Raw genomic sequence first — 17148 nt, 5'->3', positions numbered from 1 at the left:
ATTGGGGCGAGAACGCCTCCAACGCAGGAGCCATTCAGGCCACCATGGTCTCCTCGCTCCCCTTCCGCCCACGCAGCGTACCCTGGACACCGGCGTCCTCACATCGGAAGCGCCAAGCCCCGCGCCCGTCATCACCAAGGAGAGAACCGAACCGCCACCTACACCTAACGAAGTAGCGATCCCTGAAAAGATCACCAAACCAATCAAAGAGGCTGAAAAGCCCACGCCAGCGCCACCAAAACACATCCAGCCCGTCACCCCGCCGCCAACCAAAGCAGTCACCGGCGAAACCGCAGGCGTCCGCATTGCGCAATCGACGCTTGAGGTAAAGAACGGGACCGCCAGCGTCTCCGTCGAAGACCGTACGTTCGGCCAGCGCTTCGCCTACTACGTCAACATCGTCAACAGCAAGGTTGCGCAGAACTGGTACACCGCCGAAGCGGATCCGCGAACCTCCATCGGCAAAAGCACCACCATCATCTTCGATATCAATCGCGAAGGGGTTCCCTCCAACCCCCGCGTCGAGTCTCCCAGCGGCTCACCTTCGCTTGATCTCTCCGCCATGCGCGCCGTACAGCGTGTCGACGGCTTTGGTCCACTCCCACAAGGCGATCACATCACCGTCGAATACACCTTCCATCTTCACCCTCAATAAAAACTTTGTTTCCAGGAGTGTTTTCTTTGATTCTCTTGGCAACTTCGCACGGACACCCCGTCTTGTCGGTTTTGCGTCTAACATAGAACAGAATGCTCAGACTAAAACGTACGCCGCTCTGTCGGCACGCTTACCTTTGTCGTCTTGGAGTTCTTCTCCTTCTTCTCGTTGCCGCCTCCGCCCTCCAGGCGCAGGAAGGCTTCAAGACTGAAACCTCCAGCGGTGTCTCCAACATCCGCATCGCAGTCGCCGACTTCAAACCCGACTCCGCAGATACGCAGACCGCCGCCTTCAAACACACCTTCGACGCGACCCTCTACGCGGACCTCTCGAACGCGGGGATCTTCGACATCGTCTCAAAGAGTCTTCTGCCCCAATCCACTCCAGGCGCGCCCGCAGAGATCAAAATTCAGCAGTGGGCCGATGCACCTACGTCCGCGGCCATGGTGGCCTTCGGCAGCTTCAGCGTTCAGGGCAACAGAATCACCTGCAACGGCTTCCTCTTCGATGCCAAAAATCTCCAATACCCGCAGGTACTCGCCAAGCAGTACAGCGAGGAAGCCAGCGACGACTCGGCCCGCCAGATCGCCCATCGCTTCGCGGACGAGATCATCTTCCGTCTCAGCGGAGGGAGCCAGGGCATCGCCGAATCGAAGATCTACTACGTCAAGCTCACAGGCGCCGACAAAGAGATCTGGCAGATGGACTACGACGGAGCCAACCAGCACCCTCTCACACACCTCGGCACAGTCTCGCTCTCGCCTCGCATCTCGCCCGACAACTCCCGCCTCGCCTTCTCCTCACTCGGACGCGATGGCTTCCAAATCCGCATGTTCTCTCTCGTCCTCAACCGCATGGTGAACTTCACCGCCACCGGCGGGACCAACCTCTCGCCGGCATGGTCGCCCAACGGCAAGGACATCGCCTACTCCTCCTCCCGCAGCGGCGACCCCGAGATCTGGATCTCCGACACCAACGGAGGCTCCTCGCGCCGCGTCACCAGCTTCCGCGGACCCGACGTCTCCCCCGTCTTCAACCCCCGCACCGGATCGCAGATCGCCTGGATCAGCGGACGCACCAATCTCCCGCAGCTTTACGTAATGGACGTCGACGGCTCCAACATCCAGCGCATGACCGATGGCGGGTACGCCACCTCACCCTCATGGTCTCCCAACGGACAGTTCCTCACCTTCGCATGGGATCGCAAGTACGGCCCCGGCGCACCCGGTGGACAGGATATCTACGTCATGGAGATCGCCACCAAACGCTGGATCCAACTCACCCACGACGGCGGACGTTGCGACTTCCCGTCCTGGTCCCCCGATGGCCGCCACATCGTCTATGCCAACTCACCCGACGGCAGAGCCACCCACATGAAGATCATGACTATGCTGGCCGACGGCACGCAAAAGCATGAACTCACCGGCGCCGGCGCAGACATGCCCAACTGGAGTTGGAAATAGAAATTTCTTATCGTCTCTGCGGAAGCGCTTCGCAGGCAACTTGATCTTTGCACCATTACCGTTGGCAGGAGATATCAAATGAACGCGATGCAAACAGGAATTCGCAAGACCTTGGTGATTGCAGCAACCCTCATTTCCATCGGCGCCGTCACCGGCTGCCACAAGAAAGCCAGCGGCATCGACCCCAACGCGCTCGGTCCTGCGCCTGCTCCTCCGGCTGCCAGCCCCACCGCAACCATCACCGCGGACCCGCTCTCCATTGACGTCGGCCAATCCGTCGTCCTCAACTGGCGCACACAGAACGCAACCTCTGTCACCATCGACGGCATCGGCGACGTCAGCACCAACGGTACCCAGACCGTTGCCCCGGCCAGCTCCACCAACTTTCATCTCACCGCGAAAGGTGACGGCGGCACCACCGAAGCCAGCGTCCGCGTAACCGTCCGTGTACCTGTCGCACCCACCGCGCCTCCGGCAGACACGGACATGGGCACCGAAGCCGCCTTCCACCAGAACGTTCAGGACGTCTTCTTCGACTACGACAGCTACGATCTTCGTCCCGACGCAACCACAGCCGCCTCTAAAGCAGCAGCTTACCTCACCGCTCACCCCGCCATCCGCGTGGTCATCGGCGGTTATTGCGATGATCGCGGTTCGGCAGAGTACAACCTTGCCCTCGGCGAAAATCGCGCCAACGCCGCTCGCACCGCTCTGATCTCCGCCGGCGTGCAGGCCAGTCGTCTTCGCGTCATCAGCTACGGCAAAGAGAAGCAGTTCTGCACCGAAGAGAACGAGAGCTGCTGGCAGCAAAACCGCCGCGGCCAGTTCTCCATCGACCGCTAGCCTCATCGCAACCCAATCAAAAACCACCCTTCCCCTGTCCTGAATCAAGGACAGGGGTTTCTGCTAACCTGACCCCAACTCTTTTTAGTTCCTCGCGCAGCCCACCACGCGGAGGGTCGACGGAAGACAGAAAGCCGAGTACCTCTGACATGATCAAACCATTGCAACCAGTTCACCGCAAGTTCGTCATCCCGACGATCCCATTAGCCGCCCTCCTCACGGTCGTCCTGTTCTGCTCTGCCCCAGCCTTCGCCGTCAGCAAAGACATGGTGCAGCTGCAGACCCAGATTCAGGAGCTGCAGGATGCCGTAGCCCGTCTTCAGCAGTCCAACGACGAGCGCATGGGCGTCATGAAAGATCTCATCCAACAAAGCGCCGACTCCATCAACAAGATGGGTGCAAACGTCGACACAATGCGCAAGCAGTTACAGACCCAGCAGGAGGCGCAAGGTGGAAAGGTCGACCAGGTCTCTGGCCAGATCCAATCCCTCAACGACTCCGTCGACGAGATCAAGGCCCGCATCGCAACCCTCCAAAAATTGATGCAGGATGTACAGAGCCAGCAGCAGTCTATGAGTGCCGGCATGCCGCAGCCGACCGGCTCCGCCACACTCCCGCCCTCAAATCCCGCGCCGCTAACAACAGCTCCTCCAACCACCCCAGCCCCAAGCGGGAAAAAGGCAAACCCTCGGCAAGCATCCCCCAGGCAGCTGACACCCCCGGCCCTGCCGTTCCCCCCGCCGACGAGCTCTACAAGACAGCCCTTGGCGACTACATGGCCGCCAAGTACCCCCTCGCCTCCTCAGAGTTCGGAGACGTCGTCAAGTACTACCCTGACAATCCGCTCTCAGGAAACTCCTTCTACTACCAAGCCGAGATCGACTTCCGCGACGGCCGCTACCCAGCAGCCATCAAGTCCTACGATGCCGTCCTCGAGCAGTATCCCGACAGCAACAAGGTCCCCGCCTCCCACCTGCACAAGGGCATAGCGCTCTTCAACCTCAAGGAAAACGAAGCGGGCACCCGCGAGCTTCGCGCCCTCATCCAGCGCTTCCCCAATGCGCCGGAGTCCATGCAGGCCCGCAGCAAACTCAGCGGCATGGGTATCCCCGTAACCCCCAAACACTAAGTCTCAGTTACGCATCCCCTGCATCAAAGCCTCGATCTCCGTCCGTTCTTCCCCCGTAAGCGGCAGCAAGGGCAGACGCGGCCTCCCTCCGAAGTACCCATTCAAATCACATCCAAACTTGATCCCTGCAACTCCCATCTGTCTTTCAATCCTCACCGCCACATCCTGCAACCGAATCTGCTTCTCCTCCGCCAAACCCTCATCACCATCCTTCCACGCCGCCAACACCTCGTAGCAGGCCTGCGGAGCCGCCGCCGCAAACGCTGGCATCGCTCCCACAGCGCCACTCCTCAGGCCCTCCAACATCCAATCAGACCTTCCAGACAATACTTGAAATCTCACGTTCTTCGTTCTTGTCTTCGCAATAGTCTTCGAAGACGTCGCCACCGCAGCTCCCCCGTCTGTCAATGCAGTCGCCAGAATCAAATCTTTTGCCTCAGCGCCTTCAATTCGACTCTGCATCCTCCCAGTCACCGCCGCGAACACTGCAGTCACCGTGACATCGCGCTTATAGCTCGCGGTTCCCGTCATGATCGCCTGCATCCGCGCACGATCCCCCGAACCATCCGCCATCCCGAGAACCTTCGGATGTCCCGCGAGCTCCATGACAACCTCCGCAGGCAACACAAAGCCCTCATCGGACGCAGAGCTATACAACACAACAGGCAGCGCCGACCGGTCGGCCACACCCCGAAAATAAGCCATCAGCTCCTTCGTCCGTTCTCCGACACCCCCGAAGCATCGAAGGCCGCTTCACCAGCACAGCATCGTATCCAAACTCAGCAGCCGACTCCGCCAACTCCAGCGTATGCGCCACGCTGTCACGCGACACCCCTGCAATCAGCACCTTCTCCACCGCAGCCCCCGCAACAACACTCCGCAACACATGTCGCGTCTCTTCTTCCGACAGCAAAGTCGGCTCCCCTAAATCACACAGGGCGACAAGCCCTGCGGCCGGCGTCTTCGAGTAGCGCTCCACATTGTGTTCCAGCTTATGGAGATTAAGGCGTCCGTCGGGATAGAACGGTGTAGTCAGCGGCAGTTGAAGCCCATCAAGAAGCATCTCTCTATTCTAAAAGCGAATACCCAATCCATGCGGAGCCGTGCCCCATAACCCGAAAGACGTAACCACAGGCCCTGTCGACGAAACCCCATTGCAGTAATCTAACCTTTGATATCTATGACCAACGGACGAGACATCTCGCAGGGCAAATCTCTCGGCGACCTTGGCCGCGAAGCCTCCTGGTTTCTCACCCACACCCTCATCGCCGTCCTCATGCTTGCCATCGTCATCGTGGTGCTATCGCTCAATCACCCGGACCCAGACTCGGCAACTCCCAAAGTGCTCGCCACCATTCTCGCCGCCCTGATCCCCCTGTTCGGCGGCGCGATCGTCACTCGCCTCCTGCAAAACGACATCGCGCCCTACACTTGGATCTCAGGCCTGGTCATCTTCTCCATCGTCTGTGTCTGGGTGCTCGACCTGCCCACCGGCAAAGGCCTCTGCGAGAACTGCGGAGCGGTTGAAAAGCTCTGGCGCACCTTCTTCACCTTCCGCCATGGCAGCGGGCTCATGGGCGGGGACGGCCTCCTCATCGGCACCTGGCTCTCCCTCTCCATGATCAGCTACGCCATCGGCGCAAAGATCGCCCGCGAACCCTACTGATTCAGCTGACGTTTTTAATCGACAACCGCAACCGCTTTGACCTCGCCCGCAATCCTGTTCGCGTGCAGCGTCTGCAGCGCAACCACACTCAAGGTGCCGTCCTGCAACGCAGAGATACCCTCGGCCGCCGCCCGCGCAGCTGCCAGCGTTGTAATAGTCGGAATCCTCGCCATCACCGCCGCCCGCCGAATCGCCTTCTCATCGAAGAACGTATCCTGCCCATGCGGTGTGTTCACGATCAGCTGAATCCGGTCTCCTTGATAAGGTCCACCACATTCGGACGACCCTCCTTCACCTTGTAGACGCGCTCCGGCTGCAGCCCAGCCTGTTCCAGCACAAGCGCGGTGCCATGCGTTGCTACCAGGTGAAATCCCATCTCCACAAAATCCCGCGCCAGCAACACCGCGCCTTCCTTATCGTGATCGTTGACGCTAAGAAACACCGTTCCCTGTAGCGGAAGCACCTGTCCAGCAGCAATCTGAGCTTTCGCAAATGCCTCGCCAAAATTATCCGCGACCCCCATCACCTCGCCCGTAGACTTCATCTCCGGCCCAAGCACCGTATCCACGCCCGGGAACTTGCCCCAAGGAAACACTGGCGACTTCACAAAGTAGTGCGAGCCCGTCTCCAGATCGTTGCCGCTTGCCGTCTGCTCCGGCAGCAACTCCTTCAGCTTCCGCCCCACCATAATCCGCGAAGCGATCTTTGCCAGCGGAATCCCCGTAGCCTTCGAAACATAGGGCACCGTCCGCGAAGCTCGTGGGTTCACCTCAATCACATAAACAATCCCGCGCTGAATCGCGAACTGAATATTCACCAGCCCGCGCACGCTCAACGCCATCGCCAGCTTGCGTGTGTACTCGCGAATCGCCCTCAGCACGTCATCGCTCAGATCAACCGCAGGCAGCACGCAGGAAGAGTCGCCAGAGTGAATTCCCGCCTCTTCGATGTGCTGCATAATCCCAGCAATCACCACATCGTCGCCGTCGCACAGCGCATCCACATCGCACTCGACCGCGTCTTCCAGGAAGTGGTCGATCAACACCGGCCGCTCCTGCGAGTACTCAATCGCCGTCGACATATACCGCACAACTGCCTCATCGTCGTACGCGATCACCATTGCGCGTCCACCCAGCACATACGAAGGCCGCACCAGCACCGGATACCCCACACGATTCGCCCCGGCAACAGCCTCTTGCACACTCGTAGCCATCGCGCCCTCAGGCTGCGGAATCTTCAACTCTTCAATCAGTTTTCCAAACCGTTTTCGGTCTTCCGCCAGATCAATCGACTCCGGCGAGGTCCCAATAATCGGCACGCCAGCCTTCTTCAGCGGCAGCGAAAGATTCAGCGGTGTCTGACCGCCAAACTGCACGATCATCCCGATCTCCGCACCCGACGATGCCTCGTGCTCATACACGCCCAGCACATCCTCCAGCGTCAGCGGCTCAAAGTACAGCCTGTCGCTTGTGTCATAGTCCGTCGACACCGTCTCCGGATTGCAGTTCACCATGATGGTCTCGTACCCATCCTCACGAAGCGCAAACGCAGCGTGGCAGCAGCAGTAATCGAACTCAATTCCCTGCCCAATCCGGTTCGGCCCGCTCCCCAGAATCAGAATCTTCTTCCTGTTCGTCGGCGCCGCTTCGTCTTCCTCGTCATAACAGCTGTACAGATAAGGCGTGTAGCTCTCGAACTCACCTGCGCACGTGTCCACCATCTTGTATACCGGCATCACATTCAGCTTCTTCCGCAACGCCCGCACAGCCGCAGTACCTTCAGCGCCAGTCAAGCCCCAACTCGCCGCCAGCCTCTCATCCGAGATCCCCATCCGCTTCGCCGCGCGCAACTGTTCCGCCGTCACCTCAGCCATCGGCACGCCGCCAACCGCCTTGATCTCATCCGTGATCTGCTTCATCTGGTAAAGGAACCACGGATCCATCGAGGTCATGCGTGCAACCTCGCGCACCGTCATCCCCCGCTCAAACGCGTAACGCACGTAGCTCAACCGCTCCGGATGCGGAGTCACCAAACGCTGTGTCAACCGCCGCGGCTCAATCTCATCCGCCGTCGCCTTCTTGCCCGTCTCCAGCGACCGCACCGCCTTCATCATCGCTTCCTTGAAGGTCCTGCCAATCGCCATCACCTCGCCGACCGACTTCATCTGCGGCCCCAGAACCTCATCGGCGCCAGGGAACTTCTCAAACTGCCACTTCGGAATCTTCACCACGACATAGTCAATCGTCGGCTCAAAACACGCCGGCGTCGCCTTCGTAATGTCGTTCTGAATCTCATCGAGCGTGTACCCAACCGCTAGCCGAGCCGCAATCTTCGCAATCGGAAAACCCGTAGCCTTACTCGCCAGCGCCGATGACCGCGACACCCGCGGATTCATCTCGATCACCGTCATGCGCCCGTTCAGCGGATTCACCGCGAACTGCACATTGCTCCCTCCCGTCTCCACGCCAATCTCGCGAATCACACGGATCGCCGCATCCCGCATCGACTGATACTCGCGATCGGTCAGCGTCTGCGCCGGCGCAACCGTAATCGAGTCACCCGTATGTACACCCATCGGGTCAAAGTTCTCAATCGAACAGATGATGATGACGTTATCCTTCAGGTCCCGCACCACCTCCAGCTCATACTCCTTCCAACCCAGCACGCTCTCTTCGAGCAGACACTCATGCACCGGCGAAAGATCAAGCCCACGCGAAAGAATCTCCATCAACTCCTCGCGATTGTAAGCAATTCCACCACCCGAACCACCCAGCGTAAACGAAGGTCGAATCACCACCGGAAAACCGATCTTCGCTGCAAACTCCAACCCATCGCGAAGATTATTGATCAGCGCCGACCGCGGCATATCCAGCCCGATCTTCGTCATCGCATCCTTGAACAGCAGCCGATCTTCCGCCTTCTTGATCGCTTCCAGCTTCGCGCCAATCAGCTCAATCCCTAGCTTATCCAGCACGCCCGAGTCCGCCAGATCCACCGCGAGATTCAGCGCCGTCTGTCCACCCACCGTAGGCAGCACCGCAAACTTACCCCTCGTGCACAACCCATCCGGATCAAGCATCTCCTTCTCGACGCGGAGAATCTCTTCCAAATAAGCAGCATTCAGCGGCTCAATATAGGTCCTGTCCGCAACCTCCGGATCGGTCATGATCGACGCCGGGTTCGAGTTCACCAGCACCACCTCATACCCCTCAGCCTTCAGCGCCTTACAAGCCTGCGTCCCGGAGTAATCGAACTCCGCCGACTGACCAATCACAATCGGCCCCGAGCCGATCACCAGAATCTTCGCAATGTCATTCCTGCGTGGCATTCATCTTCTCCGCTTCTTGCAACGAACCGCCACAAGGCAACGATTCGATAGTTCTGTAAATCGGTACACGACTCAACTCTGCCGCATACTCCTCGGCATCATCCGGATGGCTGATCAAATCCCGCGAATCCGGCTTGTAGTACTTCACGTGAAAACTTCCAACCGTTCCATCGGCTTCCGGGTAAAGGTTCGCTTCACCCAGCCACTGGCCCCACATCTCCACACTTCCAAGCAACGCGGTCAGCTTCCCTGCGCTGTCAAACTTGTAATCAAAGACAACTTCATGATCCGGATGAAACTGCCGCTGTCGTGCCGCTTCGAGCGCGGTTCCCGCAAAAGAGAGCTCCGCAAACACCGTTCCAGCCCTTGGATTGATCAGTGGCTGAAACCGCTGCAAGCTCCACGCGCCGTTCATCGCGTGTGTGCAGTACACAGCTTTTGTCTTTCTCTTGATTCCAAAAACAGAAGAAGAAAACAGAAGCAGCACCATGAGAAAAGTGCCACCTCGCAAAATCATCTACTTCTTCCACTCTTCCATCATCTTCCGGAAATCCTTGAAGAGATAGTGTGAGTCGTGCGGCCCCGGACTAGCCTCCGGATGATATTGCACACTGAACATCGGGTCCGTCTTATGCTTCAGACCAGCCAGCGTCTGATCATTCAGGTTCGTATGCGTCTTCTCCACCGTCTTCTCATCCAGAGACTTCGGATCGACAGCGAAGTTATGATTCTGCGCAGTAATCTCAACCTTCCCCGTCTGATGATTCATGATCGGATGATTCCCGCCATGGTGTCCAAACTTCAGCTTGTAAGTCTTCCCACCCAGCGCAAGCCCAAATATCTGATGGCCCAGACAGATTCCGAAGATCGGCGCCTTCCCCTGCAACTGCTTCACGTTCTCGACTGCATACTCCAGCGGCTCTGGATCGCCCGGCCCATTCGAGAAGAACACTCCATCCGGCTCCATCGCCAGCACATCCGCAGCCGAAGTCTTCGCCGGAACCACCGTCACGCGGCAGTTCTCCCGCGTCAGCATCCGCAAAATATTCTCTTTGATCCCGAAGTCATATGCGACCACGTGCATCTGCTTCACGTCACCCTCAACCGCGGCTGTCAGCAGCGAATCGCCTGTCTGATTCTTCGGCTCATTCGCATCCCATTCATAAGCAACCTTCGTGCTCACGACGCTCGCAAGATCCGTTCCTTCCATCTTCTTGATCGCCCGCGCCTTGGCGACCAGCGCATCGACGTCCAGATTCTCCCCCGAAGCGATCACCCCGCGCATCACGCCATTAGCCCGCAGGTGCCGCACCACAGCACGCGTATCAATCTCCGCAATCACCGGCACGCCATAGCGCTCGAGATACTCATCCGCCACCTGCGTCGAACGCCAGTTCGAGCTCATCGGCGAAAACTCCCGCGTCACCAGACCCTCGATGAACGGTTTCTTCGACTCCGCATCGCTCGGAGTAGTTCCATAGTTCCCAATATGTGGATTGGTAAGAACCACGATCTGACCCGCATAAGAAGGGTCGGTAAAGATCTCCTGATAGCCGGTCAGTGATGTATTGAAGACCACCTCGCCCGAGCATTCCGCCCGCGCGCCAAAACTCTTACCCCGAAAAACGCGCCCATCTTCTAGCGCCAGTATTGCCTGCATTGCCTCTCCTGCCTGGAGTGGATTTAATAGATTCTATCAGCATTAGCACTGCAAACGCTGATCGCAGGCAAATCCCTTCGCACGCAAAAAAGGGCTCGGCACAATCGCCGAGCCCTTTCACAATCTATTCAAACTCTAGCTATGGTGGTGATGATGATGGTGACGGTGATGATGATAGGTCGACGCGTTGGCAGGTACTACCGCACCGGCAAGAACAACGAAGGCAACTACAGCAAAAAATAACGAACGCAGCTTCATGACAGAACTCCCTCTCGATTAGCCACCCTTTCGAATGGTTTGTAGCTAAGAGGCAGCGTAACCCGTCCTCCGGTACTCAAGGGACATTTTTTTCCTCAATCGAAGCGATGTTCCGACCTTGATTCCCCAATCGGATCCGCTACTCGATATCCACCAGAACGTCCTCACCCTCCACCCGCAGCGGAAACACCTCCACCCGCTCGTGCGCCGGATACTCCGCCAGCCCCGTCTTCACGTTGAAAGCCCACGAGTGCCACGGACAAACCACCGCCTCACCCTCAATCCACCCCTGCCCCAGCGGCCCCTGCCGATGCGGACACACGTTATCCAATGCCGACAACTCCCCATTCACATTCGCCAGGCAAACCGCGATACCCTCTACCTCGGCCTCCATCACCCGTCCCACCGGCGGAGCCTCCGCCACCCCGCACAACCTCACCCACTGCGCCACGCAAAATCCTCCGCTATCTCCATCTTAGATGGTTCAGTCCCACCCAAACGACTCACCACCTCAAGCACGAATGCTAAAGTCGATACAGAAGCCCGACTCATGCCCCGCCCCACCCCGAAGCCCAGCAAGCGCACCACGCCAACCAACCCCCAGCCTGAAGTCGTAAGCCCTCTCTGGCTCGTCAAGGCCATCGCTGCAACCGTCATCGCGGCGCTCGTCTGCGGCTATCTCACCCTCTGCCTGCTCTTCTACCAGGGTCAGTGGCAGCTCGTCCTCCACCCAATCCGCACCTCGGCCGCTCCCACCTCCATCGCAGGAATCCCCTACGAGCTCATCCACTTCGGCCCCGACGAGTCCGCTACCCCCCAGCTCACCGGCTGGTGGATCCCCTCCTCACCTGGAGCCCGCTACGCCCACGCCACCATCCTCTTCCTCCCTGGCGCCGACGGCTCCCTGGCCGACTCCATCCCCACCCTCGCCAACCTCCACAACCTCGGCCTCAACGTCTTCGCCTTCGACTACCGCGGCTACGGCCAGAGCGCCGCCACCCGCCCCGGCCAGCAGAACATGTCCCACGACGTCGACTCCGCCTGGCAATACCTCACCACCTCCCGCGCCCTCCCTGCGCAGCAGATCATCCCCTACGGAACCGGCGTAGGAGCCTCCCTCGCCACCCGATTGGCTACCGACCACAACACCATCCCAGCCCTGATCCTTGACTCTCCACGCGCCGACCTCCTCGAACTAGCCCGGCGCGATTCCCGCGCCCGCCTCCTCCCAGTCCGCCTCCTCTTTCACGAAAACTTCCCCCTCGCCGCACCGCTCTCCGCCCTCAAAACTCCCAAGCTTCTCCTTACCCGCGCCGCGTCACCAGACAAAAGCTTTCGCACCGCCGCCGATCCCAAACTCACCGTAGAACTCCCCTCAGCCTCCGACGCTCTCTACCACCAGAGCGTAGCCCGCTTTCTCGACCAATACCTCCCGCCCGCCCCAACCTCACAACTCGTACCTTCCCCGGCACCCGCCCACTAAGATCCCACCTCATCCACGCGCTCTCCGCGATACCCTTTTCAAAAGGGATCATTATGACGAAATGGCTCAATAGCCTCCAGCCCACCGGCGCGCTCCTCATGCGCCTCATCCTCGGCATCTCCATGGCGGTCTACGGCTACGAGAAGGTCCTGCCGCTCAGCGCCCTGCACCACTACGGCCACTACGTCACCACCCTCGGCCTGCCCTACTGGCTCGGATACGTCTCGGCCTACACCGAGTTCATCGGCGGCATCCTCCTCATCGTGGGTCTCCTCACCCGCCTCACCGCGTTTCTGGTCGCAATCAACATGCTGGTAGCCTTCGTCACCGTCGGCATCCATCAGGGCTTCGACTTCTACAACTACATCCTTGCCCTGGCTGTCCTGGCCATCATGCTGATCTTCTACGGCGCGGGAGCCATGGCCCTCGACCGCAAGATCGGCTTCGCCTGACCCGAAACCCGCGAACGCTGAACCGTCCGAAATCAAACCCTCCCCAACCAAAGGAGTGAAGGCTCCCGATACTCTGGGAGCCTTACATTGTGGTGGGGAGTTCTTTTATTGCGGATATGGGAAGCCGGAACTGTGGGAACTGCAAGCCCGACTGTCGTGTGTTACATCCAATAAGACGCAGGATCTAAAGAAAAGTTGCCGCGCTTTTTCCACTATTTTGTATCTCGTTGATTTTTACATTCCATAAACAGAAGAGTGACACACTTGATACATCCGCAACCCGGAGCCCCATCAAGCCAGAGAGAAGTTCAAAAACTCACTCGGATTCACACGCGCTCCCGGAAACACCAGTTCAAGATTCCTCGCCCCTAAAGTCTTATAGGCCGCCTCGCCCAGCACGCGTCGGAAGTCTGTCGTCACCGTCAGATCCCTCCCCTCGTTCAACTGCTCATTCGCCAGACCAGGCCACTTGCCGTACACCTTGCCGCCCCTCACCCCGCCGCCCAGCACAAACATCACATTCGCATGCCCATGGTCGGTCCCACCCGTCCCATTCTGCCGAGCTGTCCGCCCAAACTCCGACATCGTCACCAGCGTCACATTCTCCGCATCGTCTCCCATGTCCTTCCAGAACGCCGCAATCGTGTCCGAAAACTCCTTTAGCCGATTCGCCAGCTGTCCATTCACATTCCCCTGATTCTGATGCGTATCCCATCCACCGACATCAGAGAACGCAGCCTCCACTCCCAGGTTCGCCTTCATCAGCTGCGCCACCTGCTTCATGCTGTTGCCGAACGGCGTATTCGGATACACCACCCCAGCCGCTGGCTGATACTTCCCCGGGTCCGCCGACTTCAGCATCTTCACCGCTTCGAACGTCTCCTGCCCAGTCCCATGCAGCACCGCATCCGAGCTCTCGTCATACATCGCCTGAAACGCATTGCTGATCGGCGAAGTCTGCGGTCCCTTCCCGGCCACGGAGAAATCCGCCAGATTATTCACAGCAATTGCCGGCACCTTGCCCTGCAGCGTCCGCGGCACCTGGGTTCCCAGCGCCACCGCACGAAACGCAGAAGTCTTCCCCGTCAGGATCTCTGCCTGCAGCGCACGATTCAACCACCCATCCGCCGTAGCCTTCACCCCTGGCGTTCCGCTCTCCATGTAATCCTGTGCGTCAAAGTGTGACCGCGTCGTATCGGGCGAACCTGCCGCATGAACAATCGCAAGATGACCCTGGTCATACAGCGGCTTGAACGCCGACATCGCCGGATGCAGCCCAAAAAATCCATTCAAATCCAAAACGTCCTTCTCCTGAATCGCAATCGAAGGCCGCATCGCATAGTAGTTCTTCTCCTTGTACGGAACCACCACGTTCAACCCATCCGCCGCGCCCCGCTGAAACAGCACCACCAGCTTCTTCTTATTCGCCGCCGCCGTCGTCACCTCGGCCAGAACGCTCCGCGACAGGAACGCCGGAATCGTCGAAGTCCCGATCAGCGCTAACGCTCCACCCTTCATAAACCCGCGCCGCGTGACTCCGCGCCGCGCTCGATCCCGCCCATGAAGATCACAACCCCAATCGCTCTGATCCGCCATATTCTTCATGTTCGCCATCTTAGACCCCTCTCACAAATCTCAACGCAGCCGTGAAGCTGTCCGCACCATCCACTCTTAGCCACTGCTCATTAATATCCGTCATCTCGACCGGAGTCACGAGAGTCTCACCGCGTGACGTAGCGGAAAAACCCTCCGCAAATATTCGTCATCTCGACCGGTCGCGCAGTCTCATCGCGTGACGTAGTGGAGAGACCCCCGCATTTGCCTTTGCCTTCGTCGTTGCTGCCGCCCTCCGAACTTCCATCTGCACTTACAAACGCACCTCCATCCAAGAAGTTGCCAAATCAACCAAAGCCAACTCCTTACTCAAACAACAAACACGCCGCTTCAACTCGATCAGCCTACCGCCGTTGAAACTCTGGCGACCCAAGCAACAGTCCCGCCATCCCCGCGGCCTCACGGTCGAGCGGCGACCTCACCCGTTGTTTCGCCGAAGAGATATTCAGCACCTGCGCCATCGGTTCCTGTTCATTCGCCCGTATCCCAAAACTCTTCTCCGCCAGCTGCTGTGTCGTCTGATCCTGAAACTGTGCCAGCACCGTCTCTCTCGTCCGATCGCTCACCGCCTGCCCAAGCAGCTCTGCCTCCAGCTTCCGCTCCTTCTCCGCAGCAGACTTACCCGCTGCCGAAGAACTCTGCGCCGCTCCAGGCTCTCCCAGCAACCGCGTCCAATCCGTCTGCACTCCACCGATGCGGTCATTACTCAACGACACCGCAAAGTTCAGCCTGTTCACCAAATCACCCGAGTTCACCCACGGCCCCGCCATCCAGCTATAGCCATTCGGAGTCTGCATCCCATACAGCGGCATCCCCAGCTTCTCCAGCGCTTGGAACAGCGGAATCGCCGTCGTCACCTCAGCCCCGCTCGCCCGCACCGCAGACACCACGAACTCCTCCGGTGTCTTCACCTTCGCCCGGTAAACCTCCGGCGACCAGAACTCCGGCGAGTCGAACATCGTCCGCAGCACCGTCTTGATGTCTCCCCCGCTCGCAACGAAAGCGTTCGCCATCCTGTCGACCAGCGCCGGCGGAGGCGTATCGCTCACAAACCGCACCGCCAGCTTAGTCGAAATAAACTCCGCCGTAGCCGGACTGGTCGCCAACATATGGAGCACCTCCAGCCCCTCTGCCTCGCCATTCTCCCCAATCTTCTTCCCGAGAACTGTCTTCGTCCCCGGCTCATGCCGCCGCTCTTCAAACCGGTACGCACCACTCCGCGCTGGCTGATCGATCGTCCATCCCGTCAACACCTCCGCCACCTGCGTCACATCCTGCTGCGTATACCCCCGCCCACACGCCTTGTCCAGCATGCTCACCGGACGATCCGCGCTCACCTCACACTGCACCCCCAGCGTATGCAACTCCATCAACTCCCGCGCATAGTTCTCATTCAACCCGCGATCTTTCAGCGCCTGCTTCACCTGCGGATTCTTTGCAAACTTCGCCAGCTTCCCGCCGTTCCTCGCCGCCATCGAATCCGGCCCGATACTCTGCCAGTTGTCCAGATACATCAGCATCGCCGGACTCTTCGCCGTCGCCACCAGCAGGTCTTCGAACTTCCCCAGCGCATGCGGCCGAATCACATCCCGCTCATAGGCCGGCAACAGAAACGGCTCATTCTGATTCTTCTTCAGGTACACGTTGAAGTGGTTCAGCCAGAAGTCGGTCATCACCGCCTCCAGCTGCCGCTCGCTGTAGACATCGCGCAGCATACGAGTCTCCAACAGCTCCGCTCCAATCATCCTCGGCGAACCCTGCAGCACAGCCAGCGTCTCCTCTGCATCGGCGACAGGCCGTCCCCCGCCGCCAGCAGCTCACTCCTGCTCAGGCTCTTGCGAAACCGCACCAACTCCTCCGGCGGCATCGACAGAATTCGCTGCATCCTTTGATCCGGCGGCAGGTCGATCACCCGCACTGCATCCAGCCCCGAATAAAACTGCTCTTCATGAGTAGCCATCGCCGGCGTCGCGGGATCAACACCATCTCCTGGCAGCGCCGCATTGCTCATCCTCTCCTCCGCACCCTTCGCCATCGAGCCATCACCCGCCGTGACCATCCCATCCTCGCCCCCGCCGTTCTTCGCCACAGCCGCCTGCTCCGCCTCTTTCTTGGCCTTCGCGGCCTTGTAAAACGCAATCTGATCCGCATAGATCGCATGCTCCACAGGATCACCCGGCAGCGGCTCGTTCTTCGCAATCATCTGCCGCAACACCCCAGGGCTCGGATACCGCTGCATCAGCTCCGCCTGCTCCATCCTCATCGCAGGAAACGCAGCCAGGCGCTCCTCCAGCGCCGAATCATCGATACTCTGCGGATTCAGCTGCCGCTCGAACCACGCCTTCACCCCAATCGCCCGCACCGCCGCCACATCCCCCGGCCGCGGCCCAAACGTAAACCGGTTCAGCGCATGCAGCACCCGCTGTTCGCTCTGAATCTGCTGCACCCAAGACACCACCGCCTTCTTCGTCGAGACAGCCGCCACCATCGGCTGCTCCGCCATCAACACACACAAAACACACGAGACTAAAACCCGCACTCCACCAAGAAATATCCCGGCTCTCGCGTCAGATCGCATCGCTACTCCTCACTACACC

The 17148-nt window shown here is 59.2% G+C and carries 16 protein-coding genes and 1 pseudogene; 7 read left to right on the top strand and 10 right to left on the bottom strand.

The window, feature by feature from the left end; translation table 11 throughout:
• Position 1 precedes the first annotated feature (1 nt).
• From RBB80_RS20625 to RBB80_RS20615, 3 genes are all read left to right on the top strand, one after another.
• The gene (locus tag RBB80_RS20625; protein ID WP_433964278.1) at positions 2–655 is read left to right on the top strand and encodes a TonB family protein; all 654 of its coding nucleotides are present in this window, start codon (positions 2–4) and stop codon (positions 653–655) included.
• A 92-nt stretch (positions 656–747) separates the two neighbouring features.
• Positions 748–2118, top strand: a complete 1371-nt coding sequence (tolB, locus tag RBB80_RS20620; protein ID WP_433964277.1) for a Tol-Pal system beta propeller repeat protein TolB — start codon at positions 748–750, stop codon at positions 2116–2118.
• Between the two features lie 87 nt (positions 2119–2205).
• Positions 2206–2961 carry an OmpA family protein gene (locus RBB80_RS20615; protein WP_433969787.1) on the top strand — a complete coding sequence of 252 codons (756 nt, stop codon included), beginning with the start codon at positions 2206–2208 and terminating at the stop codon, positions 2959–2961.
• Positions 2962–3164: 203 nt separating this feature from the next.
• Here the strand turns inward: RBB80_RS20615 and RBB80_RS20610 are convergent, their stop codons facing one another.
• The gene (locus RBB80_RS20610) at positions 3165–3332 is read right to left on the bottom strand and encodes a hypothetical protein (RefSeq protein WP_433964276.1); all 168 of its coding nucleotides are present in this window, start codon (positions 3330–3332) and stop codon (positions 3165–3167) included.
• 404 nt (positions 3333–3736) lie between these two features.
• Between RBB80_RS20610 and RBB80_RS20605 the strand changes: the two genes are divergently transcribed.
• Positions 3737–4090, top strand: coding sequence for a tetratricopeptide repeat protein (locus RBB80_RS20605; RefSeq protein WP_433964275.1), 354 nt, complete (start codon positions 3737–3739; stop codon positions 4088–4090).
• A gap of 3 nt (positions 4091–4093) precedes the next feature.
• Here RBB80_RS20605 and RBB80_RS20600 read toward each other — a convergent pair whose 3' ends face one another.
• Positions 4094–4795, bottom strand: a complete 702-nt coding sequence (locus RBB80_RS20600; protein WP_433964274.1) for a dihydrodipicolinate synthase family protein — start codon at positions 4793–4795, stop codon at positions 4094–4096.
• Entirely contained in the window at positions 4740–5153 is a 414-nt protein-coding gene (locus tag RBB80_RS20595) for a dihydrodipicolinate synthase family protein (protein ID WP_433964273.1), read from the bottom strand. Before RBB80_RS20595 ends, RBB80_RS20600 begins: the two co-directional genes overlap by 56 nt.
• Before the next feature lie 117 nt (positions 5154–5270).
• Between RBB80_RS20595 and RBB80_RS20590 the strand changes: the two genes are divergently transcribed.
• The gene (locus RBB80_RS20590; RefSeq protein ID WP_433964272.1) at positions 5271–5756 is read left to right on the top strand and encodes a hypothetical protein; all 486 of its coding nucleotides are present in this window, start codon (positions 5271–5273) and stop codon (positions 5754–5756) included.
• Positions 5757–5770: 14 nt separating this feature from the next.
• Here RBB80_RS20590 and carB read toward each other — a convergent pair.
• From carB to RBB80_RS20570, 4 genes and pseudogenes are all read right to left on the bottom strand, one after another.
• Positions 5771–9084: pseudogene (gene carB / locus RBB80_RS20585) on the bottom strand (carbamoyl-phosphate synthase large subunit).
• Positions 9068–9517 carry a hypothetical protein gene (locus tag RBB80_RS20580; RefSeq protein WP_433964271.1) on the bottom strand — a complete coding sequence of 150 codons (450 nt, stop codon included), beginning with the start codon at positions 9515–9517 and terminating at the stop codon, positions 9068–9070. The pseudogene carB and the gene RBB80_RS20580 overlap by 17 nt, the downstream one beginning before the upstream one ends.
• 84 nt (positions 9518–9601) lie before the next feature.
• Positions 9602–10744 (bottom strand): glutamine-hydrolyzing carbamoyl-phosphate synthase small subunit, encoded by a 1143-nt coding sequence (gene carA / locus RBB80_RS20575; RefSeq protein WP_433964270.1) that lies wholly within the window; start codon positions 10742–10744, stop codon positions 9602–9604.
• Positions 10745–11141: 397 nt separating this feature from the next.
• Positions 11142–11453 (bottom strand): Rieske (2Fe-2S) protein, encoded by a 312-nt coding sequence (locus RBB80_RS20570; RefSeq protein WP_433964269.1) that lies wholly within the window; start codon positions 11451–11453, stop codon positions 11142–11144.
• Between the two features lie 99 nt (positions 11454–11552).
• Here RBB80_RS20570 and RBB80_RS20565 point away from each other — a divergent pair, with 99 nt between their 5' ends.
• Entirely contained in the window at positions 11553–12485 is a 933-nt protein-coding gene (locus tag RBB80_RS20565) for an alpha/beta hydrolase (protein ID WP_433964268.1), read from the top strand.
• 53 nt (positions 12486–12538) lie between these two features.
• Entirely contained in the window at positions 12539–12937 is a 399-nt protein-coding gene (locus RBB80_RS20560; protein ID WP_433964267.1) for a DoxX family protein, read from the top strand.
• A gap of 291 nt (positions 12938–13228) precedes the next feature.
• On the opposite strand, the gene RBB80_RS20555 is transcribed toward RBB80_RS20560, so the two are convergent.
• From RBB80_RS20555 to RBB80_RS20545, 3 genes are all read right to left on the bottom strand, one after another.
• On the bottom strand, positions 13229–14551 hold the full coding sequence (locus tag RBB80_RS20555) for a DUF1501 domain-containing protein (RefSeq protein ID WP_433964266.1): 1323 nt from the start codon (positions 14549–14551) through the stop codon (positions 13229–13231).
• Between the two features lie 344 nt (positions 14552–14895).
• The gene (locus tag RBB80_RS20550) at positions 14896–16317 is read right to left on the bottom strand and encodes a DUF1800 domain-containing protein (protein ID WP_433964265.1); all 1422 of its coding nucleotides are present in this window, start codon (positions 16315–16317) and stop codon (positions 14896–14898) included.
• Entirely contained in the window at positions 16293–17129 is an 837-nt protein-coding gene (locus tag RBB80_RS20545) for a DUF1800 family protein (RefSeq protein ID WP_433964264.1), read from the bottom strand. The genes RBB80_RS20550 and RBB80_RS20545 overlap by 25 nt, the downstream gene beginning before the upstream one ends.
• Positions 17130–17148: the final 19 nt, after the last annotated feature.

This window comes from Tunturiibacter gelidiferens (assembly GCF_051013345.1).
In the GTDB taxonomy this organism is placed as follows: Bacteria; Acidobacteriota; Terriglobia; order Terriglobales; family Acidobacteriaceae; genus Edaphobacter; species Edaphobacter gelidiferens_A.
Note: the sequence above shows the minus strand (reverse complement) of the source record. Positions and strands in the feature narration are given on the sequence as shown.